15 protein-coding genes are annotated in these 15,176 nt (G+C 70.2%); 8 read left to right on the forward strand and 7 right to left on the reverse strand.

Annotated elements, in window-relative coordinates; all coding sequences use genetic code 11:
• Window positions 1-31: 31 nt before the first annotated feature.
• Both ACWD0F_RS27730 and ACWD0F_RS27735 read left to right on the forward strand, forming a co-directional pair.
• On the forward strand, window positions 32-1,786 hold the full coding sequence (locus tag ACWD0F_RS27730) for a gamma-glutamyltransferase family protein (protein WP_449880392.1): 1,755 nt from the start codon (window positions 32-34) through the stop codon (window positions 1,784-1,786).
• A complete protein-coding gene (locus ACWD0F_RS27735) occupies window positions 1,783-2,529 on the forward strand; it encodes a sulfite exporter TauE/SafE family protein (RefSeq protein ID WP_449880291.1) in 747 nt (248 codons plus the stop codon). Before ACWD0F_RS27730 ends, ACWD0F_RS27735 begins: the two co-directional genes overlap by 4 nt.
• A 25-nt stretch (window positions 2,530-2,554) precedes the next feature.
• Here ACWD0F_RS27735 and ACWD0F_RS27740 read toward each other — a convergent pair whose 3' ends face one another.
• The 3 genes from ACWD0F_RS27740 to ACWD0F_RS27750 all read right to left on the reverse strand — a co-directional run bounded on the left by ACWD0F_RS27740 (window position 2,555) and on the right by ACWD0F_RS27750 (window position 5,552).
• The gene (locus tag ACWD0F_RS27740; protein WP_449880293.1) at window positions 2,555-3,640 is read right to left on the reverse strand and encodes a carboxylate-amine ligase; all 1,086 of its coding nucleotides are present in this window, start codon (window positions 3,638-3,640) and stop codon (window positions 2,555-2,557) included.
• Between the two features lie 88 nt (window positions 3,641-3,728).
• Window positions 3,729-4,391, reverse strand: a complete 663-nt coding sequence (locus tag ACWD0F_RS27745) for a M15 family metallopeptidase (RefSeq protein ID WP_449880295.1) — start codon at window positions 4,389-4,391, stop codon at window positions 3,729-3,731.
• 12 nt (window positions 4,392-4,403) lie between these two features.
• On the reverse strand, window positions 4,404-5,552 hold the full coding sequence (locus ACWD0F_RS27750; RefSeq protein ID WP_449880297.1) for an ROK family protein: 1,149 nt from the start codon (window positions 5,550-5,552) through the stop codon (window positions 4,404-4,406).
• A 136-nt stretch (window positions 5,553-5,688) separates the two neighbouring features.
• On the opposite strand from ACWD0F_RS27750, the gene ACWD0F_RS27755 reads away from it, so the two are divergent.
• From ACWD0F_RS27755 to ACWD0F_RS27770, 4 genes are all read left to right on the forward strand, one after another.
• A complete protein-coding gene (locus ACWD0F_RS27755) occupies window positions 5,689-7,014 on the forward strand; it encodes an extracellular solute-binding protein (RefSeq protein ID WP_449880299.1) in 1,326 nt (441 codons plus the stop codon).
• 14 nt (window positions 7,015-7,028) lie between these two features.
• Window positions 7,029-8,024: a carbohydrate ABC transporter permease gene (locus ACWD0F_RS27760; RefSeq protein ID WP_449880301.1), complete on the forward strand. Its 996-nt coding sequence runs from the start codon at window positions 7,029-7,031 to the stop codon at window positions 8,022-8,024.
• The gene (locus ACWD0F_RS27765; protein ID WP_449880303.1) at window positions 8,024-8,875 is read left to right on the forward strand and encodes a carbohydrate ABC transporter permease; all 852 of its coding nucleotides are present in this window, start codon (window positions 8,024-8,026) and stop codon (window positions 8,873-8,875) included. Before ACWD0F_RS27760 ends, ACWD0F_RS27765 begins: the two co-directional genes overlap by 1 nt.
• Window positions 8,876-8,944: 69 nt before the next feature.
• On the forward strand, window positions 8,945-10,417 hold the full coding sequence (locus ACWD0F_RS27770) for a glycoside hydrolase family 3 protein (RefSeq protein WP_449880305.1): 1,473 nt from the start codon (window positions 8,945-8,947) through the stop codon (window positions 10,415-10,417).
• Window positions 10,418-10,475: 58 nt separating this feature from the next.
• Here ACWD0F_RS27770 and ACWD0F_RS27775 read toward each other — a convergent pair whose 3' ends face one another.
• Window positions 10,476-11,657, reverse strand: a complete 1,182-nt coding sequence (locus tag ACWD0F_RS27775) for an ROK family transcriptional regulator (RefSeq protein ID WP_449880394.1) — start codon at window positions 11,655-11,657, stop codon at window positions 10,476-10,478.
• Between the two features lie 480 nt (window positions 11,658-12,137).
• Here ACWD0F_RS27775 and ACWD0F_RS27780 point away from each other — a divergent pair, with 480 nt between their 5' ends.
• Window positions 12,138-12,599: a type II toxin-antitoxin system HicB family antitoxin gene (locus ACWD0F_RS27780; RefSeq protein WP_449880307.1), complete on the forward strand. Its 462-nt coding sequence runs from the start codon at window positions 12,138-12,140 to the stop codon at window positions 12,597-12,599.
• A 70-nt stretch (window positions 12,600-12,669) separates the two neighbouring features.
• On the opposite strand, the gene ACWD0F_RS27785 is transcribed toward ACWD0F_RS27780, so the two are convergent.
• The 3 genes from ACWD0F_RS27785 to ACWD0F_RS27795 all read right to left on the reverse strand — a co-directional run bounded on the left by ACWD0F_RS27785 (window position 12,670) and on the right by ACWD0F_RS27795 (window position 13,712).
• Window positions 12,670-12,816: a hypothetical protein gene (locus ACWD0F_RS27785; RefSeq protein ID WP_449880309.1), complete on the reverse strand. Its 147-nt coding sequence runs from the start codon at window positions 12,814-12,816 to the stop codon at window positions 12,670-12,672.
• A 175-nt stretch (window positions 12,817-12,991) separates the two neighbouring features.
• A complete protein-coding gene (locus tag ACWD0F_RS27790) occupies window positions 12,992-13,198 on the reverse strand; it encodes a hypothetical protein (RefSeq protein ID WP_449880311.1) in 207 nt (68 codons plus the stop codon).
• Between the two features lie 112 nt (window positions 13,199-13,310).
• Window positions 13,311-13,712 carry a hypothetical protein gene (locus ACWD0F_RS27795; RefSeq protein ID WP_449880313.1) on the reverse strand — a complete coding sequence of 134 codons (402 nt, stop codon included), beginning with the start codon at window positions 13,710-13,712 and terminating at the stop codon, window positions 13,311-13,313.
• Window positions 13,713-13,732: 20 nt separating this feature from the next.
• Here ACWD0F_RS27795 and ACWD0F_RS27800 point away from each other — a divergent pair, with 20 nt between their 5' ends.
• Window positions 13,733-15,118, forward strand: a complete 1,386-nt coding sequence (locus ACWD0F_RS27800) for a helix-turn-helix domain-containing protein (protein ID WP_449880315.1) — start codon at window positions 13,733-13,735, stop codon at window positions 15,116-15,118.
• Window positions 15,119-15,176 lie beyond the last annotated feature (58 nt).

The raw sequence follows: 15,176 nt of genomic DNA on the forward strand, positions 1-15,176 counted from the left end.
CACCAGGCCCGAGCTGACTGGCGACTTCGGCATGGTCGCCGGCACGCACTGGCTGGCCTCGGCCACCGGCATGGGCGTGCTGGAGCGCGGCGGGAACGCCTTCGACGCGGCGGTCGCCGCCGGATTCGTCCTGCAGATCGCCGAGCCGCACCTGAACGGCCCCGGCGGCGAGGCGCCGATCCTGCTGTGGAGCGAGGCCGAGCAGAAGGTGTCCGCGATCTGCGGGCAGGGCGTGGCGCCGGCCGCGGCCACCATCGAGCGCTTCGCCGAGCTGGGCCTCGACGTGGTCCCCGGCACCGGGCTGCTCGCGGCGACGGTGCCGGGGGCGTTCGGCGGCTGGATGCTCATGCTGGAGCGCTGGGGCACCTGGTCGCTCGCCGACGTGCTGGCGCCCGCCATCCACTACGCCGAGCACGGCGTTCCGGTGATCGAGCGGATCGCCGCCACGATCTCGTCGGTCAAGGAGCTGTTCACCGGCGAGTGGCCCACGTCGGCGGCGACGTGGCTGCCCGGCGGGAACGTTCCCGCGCCCGGGTCGAAGCTGGCCAACCCCGTGCTGGCCGCCACCTACCGGCGGCTGGTGGCCGAGGCCACGGCCGCGTCCGGCACCCGCGAAGGGCAGCTCGCCGCCGCCCGCCAAGCCTGGTACGAGGGTTTCGTCGCCGAGGCCATCGCCGAGTTCAGCGCCAAGACGGCCTGGCGCGACAGCTCCGGCGAGGTGCACGGCGGCCTGCTCACCGGCGACGACCTGGCGAGCTGGTCGGCCACCGTCGAGGAGCCGCTGACCTTCGACTACCACGGGCACACCGTGGCGAAGACGGGCCCGTGGGGTCAGGGACCGGTGTTCCTGCAGCAGCTCGCGCTGCTGGAGGGGCTCGACCTGGACGCGATGGGGCACCTCAGCGCCGACTACGTGCACACCGTGACCGAGGCAGCCAAGCTCGCCTTCGCCGACCGCGAAGCGTGGTACGGCGACACCGACGTGCCCATGGACGACCTGCTGAGCAAGGCGTACAACGCCGAGCGGCGGCGGCTGATCGGCGCCGAGGCCAGCCTGGAGCTGCGCCCCGGAGCCCCGGGCGGCCGGCCGCCGAAGTTGCCGGTCTTCCCCGACCCCGGCACCGCGAGCAACGCCCCGGGCGTGTCGGGGGCGCGTTCCCCGCAGGGCGTCGGAGAGCCGACCGTGGCCCGCGACGGCACGGTCAAGGGGGACACCTGTCACATCGACGTCGTGGACCGCTTCGGCAACATGGTCTCGGCCACCCCCAGCGGCGGCTGGCTGCAGAGCTCCCCCACCATCCCCGCGCTGGGCTTCTGCCTGGGCACGCGGGCGCAGATGTTCTGGCTGCAGGAGGACCTGCCCGCCACCCTGCGTCCCGGGACGCGGCCGCGCACCACGCTGTCGCCGTCGTTCGCGCTCAGGGACGGCCGGCCCTGGCTCGCGTTCGGCACGCCCGGCGGCGACCAGCAGGACCAGTGGAGCGTGAACTTCTTCCTGGCCGTCGTCCACGGCGGGCTGAACCTGCAGGAGGCCGTCGACGCGCCGATGTTCCACTCCGAGCACTTCCCCAGCTCGTTCTTCCCGCGCGGCTCGCGGCCCGGCGTCATGCACATCGAGGACCGCGTGGATCCGGGCGTCATCGCCGAGCTGCGGCGGCGCGGCCACGAGGTCGAGGTCCAGGGCCCCTGGTCGCTCGGCAGGCTCAGCGCGGTCGCCCGTGACGGTGACTTCCTCAAGGCCGCCGCCAACCCACGTGGCGCCCAGGGCTACGCCGCCGGCCGATGACACCGGCCGATCTGCTCTTCCTGGCCGGGGCCGGTCTGCTGGCCGGGGTGGTCAACGCCCTGGCCGGCGGCGGCACCCTCATCTCCTTCCCCGCACTGCTGGCACTGGGCTATCCGAGCCTGACCGCGTCCGTGACGAACGCGGTCGCGCTGTGGCCCGGCTACCTCGGCGGCGTCCTCGGCTACCGGACCGAGCTGCGGGGACAGCGGCGCCGGACGACGCTGTTGTCGGCCACGGCGGTGCTCGGCGCGATCGCGGGCAGCGCGCTGCTGCTGCTCACGCCGGGCCGGCTGTTCGAGTCGATGGTGCCGTTGCTGGTGGCGTTCGCCAGCCTGGCGCTGCTGGCGCAGCCGTGGTTGCGCAAGATGTTCGGCGGCGAGCCCGGCGAGGCGCCCAGCAGGCTCGTGTACGCCGGGGTCTTCCTCGGCGGATGTTACGGGGCCTACTTCAACGGCGGCATGGGCGTGCTGCTGCTGACCGTGCTCGGCATGTTCCTGCACGACACCCTGCATCGCGTCAACGCCGTGCGGGCCGTGCTCGCCCTGGTCATCAGCACGGTCTCGGTCGTGGCGTTCTCGCTGTTCGGGGCGGTGCAGTGGCAGGCCGTGGCGGTCATCGCGCCGGCCAGCCTGGTGGGCGGGCTGCTCGGGACGCGGCTGGCCAAGCTCATGTCGGCCAAGGTGCTGCGGGGCGTGGTGGTCGCCTTCGGCCTCGGAGTGGCCGTGGCGCTCGCCCTGCACTAGGCCACGGCCACCTACGGCCCCTGCGCTAGGCCACGGTCGCCTCGATGAGGTCGTCGACGACCTCGGCCAGGTCGTGGCCCCTGGCATGGACCCGGCGCTGGCGCGTGGCCCCCGACCCCTTGCGCAGCAGCCGGTCCAGGCCCTCCTGGATGTAGGTCAGGTCGCCCGCCTCCGCCAGCGCGGACCTCGCGTGCTCCAGGAGGCGCCCGGCCATGACCGGCGCCGGCACGAGGGTGCCGTGCCGCACGTCCAGGCTGTCGCCCTGCAGCCCGTCGCGGGCCGCGCGCCAGTAGGCGGCGCGCAGCACCTCCGACGGGATCGGCAGCCCCCGGTCGCCCCGGCGCACGTCGGCGAGCGCGGTCACGACCAGGGCGCGGATGAGGCCGATCAGGGTGAGGCTGTCGCTCACGTCGAGCGGCACGTCGGCCACCCTGATCTCCACCGTGGGCAGGCTCGGCGACGGGCGGGTGTCCCAGTAGACGGACTTGGGGTCCATCAGCGCACCCGACTCCGTCAGGGCGCGCAGGGCCAGCTCGTACGCGCCGTAGGACGGGAAGTAAGGGGGCGCGCCCGAGACCGGCCACCGGCCCCAGCTGATCACCCGCCAGGACGCGTAGCCGGTGTCGCGGCCCACGAAGAACGGCGAGTTGGCGGCCAGCGCGATCAGCGTCGGCAGCCAGGGTCGCAGATGGTTGCCGACGTAGACGGCGTGCTCCTGGTCGGGCACGTCGACGTGCACGTGCAGGGCGCAGATGCTGATCTCGTCCTGCAGCGCGCGGTAGAGCTCGCTGCCCTGGTGGTAGCGGACGTCGTCGGTGAGCGGCGGCGGCACGACGTTCCCCAGGACGGGGATGCCGCTCGCGACGACGGCCAGCCCGCACGAGCGGGCCGCGCCCGCCACCTCCTTGCGCACGGTGCGCAACCGCGAGCCCAGCTCGCTGAGGTCGGCGGAGGGCGGCGTGCGGGCCTCCACCTGGAATCTAGTGATTTCATGCACCACGTCCAGCACGTCCGTCGCCGCGGCCAGGACATCGGCCGCTCGGGGAGCCACGTGGCGGGTGCGGGGATCGACGACGAGGTATTCCTCTTCGATCCCGATCAACGGAACCATGCACACACCTCGCTGGGGAGTCCAAAAGCCTCCGTACGAGGTTGTGCCCGTCTCACACCCGGCGGAAAACCGTTCCGACAAGCGGTTGTCAGCCGGGGAAGGCGATCGGGCCGTAATGGGCGTGCGGCGAGCGCGTGACCATGGCCCAGTAGCGGTCGCCGTAGGACCAGTGCCACCACTCGGTGGGGTAGTTGACCAGGCCGGTCGGCTCCAGGGCGGCGGACAGGAGCTTGCGGTGGGCGCGGGCGTCGTCGGAGATGGCGGGGGCGGCGGTGTAGCAGGCGCCGTCGCTCTCCTCCGGGTTGTCGTTGACCTGGGTGCCCATGTCGTACTCGACGCCGTCGGGGTCGCACAGGGTGAGGTCGACGGCGGCGCCGGCGGTGTGGGGGGCGACCTCGACGGGCGACACGTAACGACTGGCCGCGACATAAGAGTCGTCAGGCGACAGGTCGGGGAAGGTGGCGTGCAGCTCCGCCCGGTAGGCGTCGAAGATCCGGCGCTGCGTGCCGATCGGGCGGTAGCCCTCGACGATCAGCAGGTGGAAGCCGTCGGGCAGCAGCCGCTCCACCTGCTCCAGCCGGTCGAGCAGCCCGGACCGCAGGTGCGCGTACGCGCCCTCGTCGTCGGCCAGCCGCGTGTCCACCCGCAACCGCCCGCGCGCGTCGGCGAGCGGCTCGCCGCACTCCCGCACGGGGATCGCGGCAACCCGGGGGTCGGAGATGAGCACGACGTCGATCGGGGACTGCCACATGGGCAGAGATTCTCACACAGTGTCGGAGAAGACCTGCTCCCGGGCCTGCTCCAAAGCCGCCACCAGCGCCCCGCGCAACACCGGGTTGCCGGTGACCTTCGTGGCGACGACCGCGGGCTGGCTCGGGCAGACGCGGGCCACCGCCTCCTGCACCTTGGCGGCCAGCCGCTCGCCGCCCGCCCGGCCGATGTCGCCGCTGAGCACGATCAGCCCCGGGTCGAGCACCACGGTCACGGCCGCCGCGCCCACGGCCAGGCGGGCCGCCACGGCGTCCAGATAGCCCTCGTCGCCCCCGCGCACGAGGTCGGGCACCGTGTGGCCGGAGACGCCGTGCTCGTCGGCCAGCCCGCGCAGCGCGTCGTGCCCCACCAGGCGCTGGAAGGAGCCCGACTGCGGCTCGGAGACGTCGCTCGGCAGCGGCTCGCCGGGCACCGGCAACCAGCCGATCTCGCCCGCTCCTCCGGTGATGCCCCGGTGCAGCCGGCCGCCGAGCATCACGCCGAGCCCCTGGCCGACGCCCGACCAGATGACCACGAAGTCGTCGTGGCCGACGGCGGCGCCGTAGCGGTGCTCGGCCAGGGCGACCAGGTTGACGTCGTTCTCGATCGTGACCGAGGTGCCGAGCGTCTGGCGCAGGCTCGCCAGCACGCCGATGTGCCAGGTCGGCAGGTCGTACGAATAACGCACGTCGCCGCTGCCCGGATCGACCACCCCCCTGGTGCCGATGACGAACGCGCGCAGTTGCGACAGGCCGATGCCCGCCGTGTCGCAGGCGCGCCGCAGGGCCGCGTGCACCGCCTTGACCGGGTCCCTGCTGTCGGAGGGGTTGATGGTGATCTCGACCACGATCCGGCCTGTGATGTCCGCCACACCGACCTTGAGGTTGTCGGGCAGAACCTCAAGGCCGGCGACGTACGCGCTGGAGGGAACCACGGCGTACAGGGCGGCGTGCGGCCCCCTGCCGCCGGCGCGCTCCCCCGCGACCTCCACCAGTCCCCGCTCCTCGAGTCGAGCGAGGAGCTGACCTGCGGTTACCTTGGAGAGCCCCGTCCGTTCCCCCAGTTCGGCCCGGGTCAGGGGGCCGTCCACGAGAAGGAGTTCGAGCGCCGAGCGATCGTTCAACCTGCGCAGCAGCCTGGGGATCCCCGGGCTTCGACTCATTACCGCACCCCTCTCGTCACGAATGGCTAACGGGCGTTTCTTTTAAGAAAGTTTCTTGTTAGTTTAGCAGCGTTGTCCGGCATTGACGATCAGCCTGGTGCGGACCGAAGGCCGGCACCCGGGAAGGGAGAACCCTGTGAGGGTCGCGAAGATCACCGCCACTACGGTCGCCACGGCCGCCCTGGCCCTGGGCCTGGCGGCATGTGGATCCAGCCAAGAGCCCACCACGTCCTCACCCAGCGCGGCCGCGTCCGCCAGCGGCCCCAAGTACGCCGGCAAGACCCTGACCTTCTGGCGCCTGGGCGACAGCAACCCCGCCGCGCAGAAGTACACCGACGAGCTGGTCGCCGAGTTCGAGAAGCAGACCGGCGCCAAGGTGACCGTCGAGTGGATCCCGTGGCCGCAGGTCAACGACAAGTTCACGGCCGCGGCGGCCGGTGGCAGCGGACCCGACGTGACCGAGATCGGCAACGACCAGGTCCCGCTCTGGCAGAGCCAGGAGGCCTTGGAGCCGATCACGGACCTCGTGAGCGCGGGCGACCAGTCGCAGATCCCCAAGAACCTCATGGGCTTGGAGACCATCGACGGCGAGACGTACGCCGTGCCGTGGGGCGGCGGCAGCCGGGCGGTGCTCTACCGCACCGACTGGTTCAAGGAGCTCAAGATCGAGGTCCCCAAGAGCTGGGACGAGCTCGTGGCCGCGGCCAAGACGATCCAGGCCAAGAAGGGCGCGGACGTCGACGGCTTCGCCTTCAACGGCGGCTCCGACGCCAACCACCTGCTCGGCGCCCTCGCCTGGACCTCCGGCGGCGACTACGCCGTCAAGGAGGGTGACAAGTGGGTCGGCAAGCTGACGGACCCGGCGTTCAAGGCCGGCTTCGCGCAGTACACCGGCCTGGTCACCGACGGCCTGTCCAGCAAGTCGCGGCTCAACCAGAACACCACGGAGATCCGCACCCGCTTCTCCAACAACAAGGTCGGCATGTACCTGACCGCGTCGTGGGACCTGGCGACCATCGAGGAAGAGAGCAAGGGCAAGATCAAGGGTGACAAGCTCGCCTTCTTCTCGCTCCCGGCCAAGGACGGCGGCGAGGCGCAGTCCTTCCTGGGCGGCAACGACATCGCCGTCTGGGGCACCGCCAAGGAGAAGGACATCGCCAAGGAGTTCGTGAAGCTGGCCTCGGGCAAGCAGTGGGGCGTCAAGTACGCCACCGACGGCGGCCTGCTCCCCGTCTACCCGGAGGCCCTGGCCGCGCTCTCCAGCGACCCGGTCCAGGCGCCGTTCGCGGCCGCCTTCGCCAAGGCCAAGGCCTTCCCCGCCGACCCGCAGTGGACTGAGGCCAACGAGACCAAGGCGGTGCTGCAGAACGCGGCCCGCAAGGTCATCGAGGGTAAGTCCACGGCCGACGAGGCGCTGGCCGCGGCCAACAAGGAACTCGAAGACATCCTCAACGCGTCCTGAGTCCTATGACCGACATGTCAACGCTCCCCCGGGGTGGAGATCGTCCCTCCGCCCCGGGGCGGCGCCGCGCCCGCCCACCGCAGAAAGCGAGTGGGCTCCCCGCCTGGTCTATTCCCTACGTCCTGCTCATCCCCGGCCTGCTGGTCATCGCGGCCCTGCTGCTGTACCCGCTGGGCCAGATGGTGGTCATCGCCTTCCAGAAGGTGGGCCTGGTCCAGATCTCCGGCAAGAAGCCGGCCACCTGGGTGGGACTCGACAACTTCACCAGCATCTTCGCGAACGAGGTCTTCTGGTCCTCGCTCCGCAACACGGTGGTGTTCGCGGTGATCGCGGTGCCGCTCACGCTCGTCTTCGGCACCGCCGTCGGCGTCCTGCTGAACCGGCTCGGCTCGAAGATGTCACTGTTCGTCGTCCTCGGCATCATGTCCGCCTGGGCGGTCCCGCCGGTGGCGCAGGGCGTGATCTGGCGCCGGCTGTTCGACGCCGAGGCGGGCATCATCAACCCGGCGCTCAACCTGCTGCCCGACTGGCTGTCCACCGCCCTGTTCGGGCGGGCCCTCTGGGACGGCGAGCCGTGGCTCAACAACGCCTGGTCGATCTACCTGGTGCTGATCATCTGCGTGGTCTGGGCGAGCTTCCCGTTCGTCGCCGTCTCCGTGCTCGCCGGGCTGCGGGGCATCCCCGCCGAGCTCTACGAGGCCGCCAAGGTCGACGGCTCGCGTCCGTGGCACACCTTCAGGCGGATCACCTTCCCCTTGCTGAAGCCGGTGTTCGCGGTGCTGACCGTGCTGTCGATCATCTGGGACTTCAAGGTCTTCTCCCAGCTCTACGTGCTGGCGGGAACGACCAACCGGGAGGCATACAACCTGTCGATGTACGCGGTGACCGAGGCGTTCAAGGCCCCGCCGAAAATGGGCTCCGGCGCGGCCATCGCGGTGGTGCTGACGGTGATCCTGCTCATCGTCACCGCGGCCTACGTCCGCCAGATGTTCAAGCAAGAGGAGCTGTGATGACCCCGCTGGCTCGCAAGCGCCTCGGCAAGATCGCGCTCAACACGGCAGGCGTGCTGGTCTTCCTGGTGGCGACCTTCCCGGTCTACTGGATGGTCTCCACCGCGTTCAAGACGAACGACCAGATCTTCACGACCGAATTCATCCCGTTCCCCACGGAGTTCACCCTCTCGCACATCGAGCGGGTGCTCACCGACGGCGTGGCGGGGCACTCGATCTGGCTCTACCTGCGCAACAGCGCCATCGTCGCGCTCGGCACGGTCCTGATCGGCGCGGTCTTCGCGCTGCTCTCCGCCACGGCGGTGGCCCGGTTCCGGTTCAAGGGGCGCACCGGGTTCCTGGTCCTGCTGCTCGTCGCGCAGATGATCCCCGCCGAGGCGCTGCTCATCCCGCTGTTCCTGAGCGTCAAGCGCCTCGGCCTGTACGACCAGCTCCTCGGGCTGATCGTGGCCCAGGTGGCGCTGACGCTGCCGTTCGGGATCTGGATGTTGCGCACGTTCGTCGCCGCGGTGCCCAAGTCGCTGGAGGAGGCGGCCTGGATCGACGGGGCCAGCCGGTTCACCACCTTCTGGAAGGTGCTCTTCCCGCTGGTGGCCCCGGGCCTGGTCGCGACCAGCATCTTCTCGTTCATCACCGCGTGGAACGAGCTGATCATGGCGTTGTACCTGCTCGGCGATCCCACCAAATACACCATGCCCGTCGCTCTGCAGTACTTCTTCGGGCAGAAGGGCACCGACTGGGGCGCCATCATGGCCAGCTCCACGATGATGACCATCCCGGTGGTCATCTTCTTCCTTCTCGTACAACGCCGCATGGTCTCCGGCCTGGTCGCCGGGGCCGTGAAGGGCTGACCACCACGACGAGTCGCGTACGGCGCGCCGATGCCGTGCCCGACCATGCCGGAAAACTGATGAGGAGCCATGAGTCAGAGTGATCGGGGGCTGCGCCGTCTTGCGGCCGGCACGCTGCTCGTCGCCTTCCAGGGCACCACGGCGCCCGACTGGGTGCTGAGAGAGCTGGAGCAGGGCCTGGGCGGCGTGACGCTCTTCGGGTTCAACGTGGCCGATCCCGGCCAGGTGAAAGAGCTGACCACCGCGCTGGGGAGAGCCGGTGAGCCCGTCATCTCGCTCGACGAGGAGGGCGGGGACGTCACGCGGCTGGCCTACCACGTCGGCAGCCCGTACCCGGGGAACGCGGCGCTCGGCGCGGTGGACGACGTCGAGCTGACCCGCCGGGTCTACCGCGCGATCGCCTCCGAGCTGGCCGCCTGCGGCATCAATCTGGACATGGCGCCGAGCGCCGACGTCAACTCCGAGGCCGACAACCCGGTGATCGGCACCAGGTCCTTCGGAGCGGAGCCGGAGCTGGTCGCCAGGCACACGGTGGCGGCCGTACAGGGGCTGCAGTCGGTGAACGTGGCCGCCTGCGTCAAGCACTTCCCCGGCCACGGCGCGACCCGCGTCGACTCGCACCTGGCGGTGCCCGTCGTGGACGTCAGCATGGACGTTCTGCGCGCACGGGAGCTGGCGCCGTTCCGCGCGGCGATCGGCGCGGGCGCCAAGTCGGTGATGACCGCGCACGTCGCGGTGCCCGTCGTGACGGGTGAGACCCCCGCCACGCTGTCCAGCGCCGCGCTGACCGGGCTTCTGAGGGGCGAGCTCGGCTACGACGGCGTGGTCGTCACCGACGCGCTCGACATGCACGCGATCACCAAGAGCGTGGGCCTGGCCGGCGGCGCCGTGCTGACGCTCGCGGCCGGGGCCGACCTGCTGTGCCTGGGCCCGATCCCCGCCTACGACGACGTCCAGGGCATCATCGCGGAGATCGTCGCCGCGGTGCGCGACGGCCGGCTGCCGCTGGAGCGGCTGGAGGAGGCCGCGGCGCGGGTGGCCGCGCTGCGCGCCTGGTTCGGCACGTCCCACGAGGTGACCGCCGAGCACAACGTGGTCGGCCTGCACGCGGCACGCCGTGCCGTGCGGCTGACCGGCGAGACCGAGCCGCTGGTCGAACCCCTGGTGATCGAGGTGGACACCCCGCCGACGATCGCCGTGGGCGACGTGCCCTGGGGGGTGGGCCCGTGGCTCCCCGACGCGGAGATCGTCCGGATCGAGCCCGCGGCCGCCGTCGTCGGCGACCTGCTGGCCAAGGCCGCGAACCGGTCCCTGGTCGTCGTGGTCAAGGACGCGCACCGCCATCAGGCGAGCCGGGAGCTGGTCTCCGCCCTGGTCGCGGCGCGCCCCGACGCGACGGTGATCGAGATGGGGCTGCCCATCTGGCGGCCGCAGAGCGGGGCCTACATCGCGACGTACGGCGCCGCCAGGGCCAACGCGCAGGCCGCCATCGAGCTGCTGACACCTGAGAACGCGCAGACCGCCATCGACCTGCCGGCCTGAGGACACCTTTCCGGCTGCCACCGACCGGACGGCCCGAGCGCGGCTGGAGGGCCGTCGCTCAGGGGACCAGCAGTTCCTCGCGCGCCTGGTCGAGAGCGGCCAGCACGGCGCCGCGCAGCACCGGGTTCCGGTCCGTCACCGTCGTCGTCACGACCTGGGGGCGGACCGGGCAGATCCGGGCCACCGCCTCCTCCACCCGGGACGTGAGCGCGGCGCCGCCCGCGTGCCCCACCTCGCCGGACAGCACCACCAGCCCGGGATCGAGGATCACGCACACCGCGGCCACACCCAGCGCCAGCCGCTGCGCGACCTCGTCGAGCAGCGGCTCGCCGGCCGCCCCCGCGGCCACCGCGACCTTGACGCACTCGCCCGCGCTGCCCGCCGCGAAGCCGTAACTCTGCGCCAGCTCCGCCACCGCCTCGGCGCTGACCAGCGACTGCAGGCCGCCCGCCAGCGAGGGCAGCCGCCCCGGCATGGTGCGGATGTCCTCCGGCAGCGGCACGCCGGGCACCGGCAGGTAGCCGATCTCCCCCGCGCTGCCCGAACGCCCCCGGTGCAACTTGCCACCGAGCATGACGGCCATGCCCAGGCCCCGGCTCGACCACAACAACACGAAGTCGTCGAGCCCCTGAGCCGCGCCGTCGGCACGCTCGGCGATGGCGGCCAGGTTGACGTCGTTCTCGATCGTCACCTCGCGCCGCAGGTCGCCGGCCAGGGCCTCGTGGATGCCCTCGTGCCAGCCCGGCAGGTCGAAGGAGAAGCGCACGTCGCCGCTGCGCGGATCGACCACCCCCGGGGTGCCGATGACCACGCCGCGCAGCCTGGCCAGGCTGACCTTGGCGCTGCGGCAGGCCTTGACGATCGCGTCGTGCACCACGGAGACCGGGTCGTCGTCGCCGTTGGGGTCGACGGTCACCTCGGCGATCGTGTGGCCGTGGATGTCGGCGACGGCGGCCGAGATCAGGTCGGGGCCGACCTCCAGGCCCGCCACGTACGCGCTGGAGGCGATCACCGAGTAGAGGGCCGCGTTCGGACCCCGGCCGCCGGCCTGCGCGCCGACCACCTCGACCAGACCGCGCTCCTCCAGCCTGGCCAGCGTCTGCGAGGCCGTCACCTTGGACAGGCCGGTCAGGTCGCCGATCTGCCCGCGCGTCATGGGACCGGTGGCCAGCAGCAGCTCCAGCGCGGCCCGGTCGTTGATCTCCCTGAGCAGTCTGGGCACACCAGGGCGTCGCTCCACGCTGAATCCCACCGTCATATCGAAAAGGTTGTTGGAAGTTTAACGCTCCGGCTCTCCGCTGCCGTCGCAGGTGATCACGAGGGTGCTCGTGATCGTCCGTGCGACGCCTCCGGAGCCGATGACCTGTCCGCCCGCCTGGTTCATCCTGCCGCTCCGCACCACCTTTGCAAAGCCAGGCTCGCCTCCCACCGCCACGGTCTTCCGGTACGGCCGCGCCCGCTCCTCCTCCGGAGGGTCTTCCGCGGTGCCCGGGCACTAGGTGATGTCCGGCCCTGGGCGATGGACGATTCACGATCGTGTTCCCCCGCTGCTCATCATCCCTACAGCTGCTGATCGTCCGCTGAATATTCAGTGGCCACCGTGCCGAGAGGTGATTGCCGGTGGGCGAGAGCACCATATGACCGCCGTCACTAGTCGAGCTAGACATAGTCCATCTAGCCCCATTGGACGAATCGCGTATCGCTCCCTAGACTTCCGGGCATGGAACACTTCGAAGAGATCTTCGATGAGCCCGAATCCCACGGAGACCCGGACGAGTTCGTCGACGTCAAGTACACCTCGTACCGCGCCACCGCGACCCGCACCGGCAGGACTTGGACCGTGACCGTCCATGACCTCCCGAACAGCCGCGTCGTGACCCAGGGCGCGCACTGGGCCGAAGCTCACCGGAACACGCACTCGGCCGTCGTCGAATTGCTCGGAGTCGAGCCCCAGTCCGTCGGCATCACCATGCGACCGGACGATCCCGAGATTGTCGCTGCACTGGATGCCGTCATCGGCGCCCGCACCGCCCGCGCGGACGCCGAACAGGCCGAGCGGGACACGGTCGCCCACGCCGCCCGCCTGCTCACCGGCAAGAAGTGGACCACCCGCGACGCCGGAGGAGTCTTGAGCTTGTCACCCCAGCGCATCTCCCAATTGGCACCCCGCGACCCCGCGTAAGGAGTAGCCGGGAACGGCGAAGCCCCCGTCAGCGCAACCTGATGGGGGCCTGTACGTGCCAGAGGGTGATCTACCCTACGTAAGCGCCGGTCTTCTGGCCGGTGCCGGCGCACCTGTTGCCGGTTGACGGGTTGTCGTGCTCGGGCGCCTTCTTGCCGGACTCGACGCCGAAGAAGACCTCAGCGCACCAGCGGCACTGGCTGTCACTCGTGGGCATGTGCGGTTTCCTTTCACGATGCCGCCCGTGGAGCTCCAGGTTGTGCTGTTCGGACAGCTCCAGCCACTTCCAGACGGCGCGGCGGCGGGATGGGGTGTTGAGGCTTGCCGCCGCGCCTGCTTGGGTTCGGGCGGGAGGGTCCCGTCTCCCGCCTGGGGCTTCTCGGGGGCTGGTCTTAGACGATCCTGCTCAGCTTGCGCAGCGCGTCGCCCGGCAGCCGGAGTTCGCCGGCGTCAGGGTTGGCCGCGTCGCGCAGGGCGTAGGCGTCTCCGGCCTCGATCGGGGCGTAGGAGATGGTGGTCCCTTCGAGCTGCGCGAACGTGTCCTCGTCCACGTCGGCGAGGTACAGCTCTGGCACGTCGGTCTTGTTGTCGTTCGCCACGGGGTTCTCCCTCGGTTGCGTTTCTTCGTTGAGGCCGGGTGCGAGATCTCCGGCTTGGGCTCCCCCGCCGTCGTGGACGGCTCCGACGACGGGCCGGGGAGGGTTTCGCGGGTCAGGCGGGCGGCCGGACGATCCGCTCCATGGCCCATGCCTGCCAAGTCAGTGCCGCCATCAGACTGACGGGGTCACCGCGCTGCACTTCTCGCAGCATGCCGGCGGTCACCATCTCCAACGTGAGCGTCCACCGCGCGGTTGCTCTCCAGATCCACAGGCCGGACGGGCCGACCTCGTAGCCGATTTCCCAGTTGGGGAAGGTGTTGCGCAGCACGGAAAGCTGGCGGTCCCGCACGTCGAGCTGAAGCCATGCCCTCAACGACGAGGTGTCGGTAACTGGCATTCCGGGCTCTCCGTTCAAAAGCGAAACCGCACTCTTTCTTGATCGCAACTCGCGTGCGCCGACCTTGAAAGCGGAGGGACGTTCACGCCATTCACCAGTAGCGTGGTCAGCGACCATGGCCACGGTCTAGGTGAAGGGTGTTGACTCTCTTCCAGCGCCTTTCACTGGCTACGGTGGAAAGTGCTGGAAAAGATGTTGGGTGCGCCGGGGGCGGCATGAGCGAAGAGACGTTCGGGCAGGTCCTACGCCGCCTGCGTGGGCGGCGCACACTTCAGGCGGTCGCGAAAGCAGCGGGCATATCACTCAGCTACGTCCATAAGTTGGAAAACGGACAGGGAACGCCAACCCTTACAGTGGTCGAAGCGCTAGACGCCGCCACTCACGCGCAGGGCGAGCTGATTGAGGCACACGAGAGGAATGAGGCACGCTCCGCTCCCATTGCGGAGTTTCGCGCCTCTACCGCCAAAAAGCGTTCCATGCGTACTCTGGATATATACGACGCTTATTACGGGGAGGATGCCACGGAACGCCGCCGACTTCTGCAGATAGCCGCCGGACTAGGAATGGTCGGCCCTGCCGAAGCACTGCGCCAGCTCATCGACCTCAGCATCCCCCTCCAGCGGTCCGTCGCCGACTGGGAACTCGCCTGCGCAGACCACCTGCACGGCATCCGCACCCGGCCACCAGAGCAGGTACAGACAGACGTCCACATCGACCTCATGGCCGCACTCCACCAGGTGCAGCAGAGCGCCACCCACCTCGGCGTCGACCATTCCCAGACGCGGGACCTGTACCGAGTCTTGGCCGCGCTCGCCACACTCAACGGCAACGTGCTCACTCGCATCGGCGATCACGGGGCCGCGATCCGCTGGTGGCGCACCGCCCGCCAAGCAGCCGACGCATCCGGAGACCTGTACCTGCAACTCGGCGTGCGCTCCACCGAGGCGGGACACGGGCTCGGCGGCGGCCAGCGCGACCCTGAGACGGTCCTGCGACTGCTGGAGACCGCTCAGCCGATCGTGGAGAAGGCTCCGGACTCGTTCGGAGCCGCGCTGATCGGCTACACACGCGCCAAGGCCATGGCCATGGTCGGACGCCACGAGGAGGCCCGCGAGACCCTGGAACGGGTCAGCGAGCGCCTGGCCACCGGGCATCTCCCGGTCAGCATCATGGGCGGATACTGGCGTGCGGGACAACTCCCGTACGCCAGGGTGTGGGTGTACAGCGCCGCCGGCGACGAGGGCCGAACCGTCGATGCGCGGGAACAGGTCATCGCCTCCAACCCCGACTACCAGTACCCGGCCATCGCGCGTCTGCTCACGTCTCGGTGCACGGTGGTGCGGGGTGGCGTGGATGAAGGGCTGCAGGCGGCGGCCGGTGTCCTGGACGATCTGCCAGCCATGCATCGGACGACATTGGTCATGCAAGCCGGGCACATGGTTTTGAGCGCGGTGCCCATGCAGCAGCGGGAGCGCCCGGCGGCGGGAGACCTGCGATCTCTGCTCGCCATCGGGAAAGCCTGATCTATAACTTGTTGTCTTTCGCCATGTCAACCACCCAGCACATGCTTACAACCAGCAC

Source organism: Nonomuraea sp. NPDC002799 (assembly GCF_053592075.1).

Bases quoted from the DNA above. Each gene is read 5' to 3' on its own strand.
- ACWD0F_RS27730 (WP_449880392.1), top strand. From the start codon at position 32: ATGGTCGCCGGCACGCACTGGCTGGCCTCGGCCACCGGCATGGGCGTG.
- ACWD0F_RS27735 (WP_449880291.1), top strand. From the start codon at position 1,783: ATGACACCGGCCGATCTGCTCTTCCTGGCCGGGGCCGGTCTGCTGGCC.
- ACWD0F_RS27740 (WP_449880293.1), bottom strand. From the start codon at position 3,640: ATGGTTCCGTTGATCGGGATCGAAGAGGAATACCTCGTCGTCGATCCC.
- ACWD0F_RS27745 (WP_449880295.1), bottom strand. From the start codon at position 4,391: ATGTGGCAGTCCCCGATCGACGTCGTGCTCATCTCCGACCCCCGGGTT.
- ACWD0F_RS27750 (WP_449880297.1), bottom strand. From the start codon at position 5,552: ATGAGTCGAAGCCCGGGGATCCCCAGGCTGCTGCGCAGGTTGAACGAT.
- ACWD0F_RS27760 (WP_449880301.1), top strand. From the start codon at position 7,029: ATGTCAACGCTCCCCCGGGGTGGAGATCGTCCCTCCGCCCCGGGGCGG.
- ACWD0F_RS27765 (WP_449880303.1), top strand. From the start codon at position 8,024: ATGACCCCGCTGGCTCGCAAGCGCCTCGGCAAGATCGCGCTCAACACG.
- ACWD0F_RS27770 (WP_449880305.1), top strand. From the start codon at position 8,945: ATGAGTCAGAGTGATCGGGGGCTGCGCCGTCTTGCGGCCGGCACGCTG.
- ACWD0F_RS27780 (WP_449880307.1), top strand. From the start codon at position 12,138: ATGGAACACTTCGAAGAGATCTTCGATGAGCCCGAATCCCACGGAGAC.
- ACWD0F_RS27785 (WP_449880309.1), bottom strand. From the start codon at position 12,816: ATGCCCACGAGTGACAGCCAGTGCCGCTGGTGCGCTGAGGTCTTCTTC.
- ACWD0F_RS27795 (WP_449880313.1), bottom strand. From the start codon at position 13,712: ATGGTCGCTGACCACGCTACTGGTGAATGGCGTGAACGTCCCTCCGCT.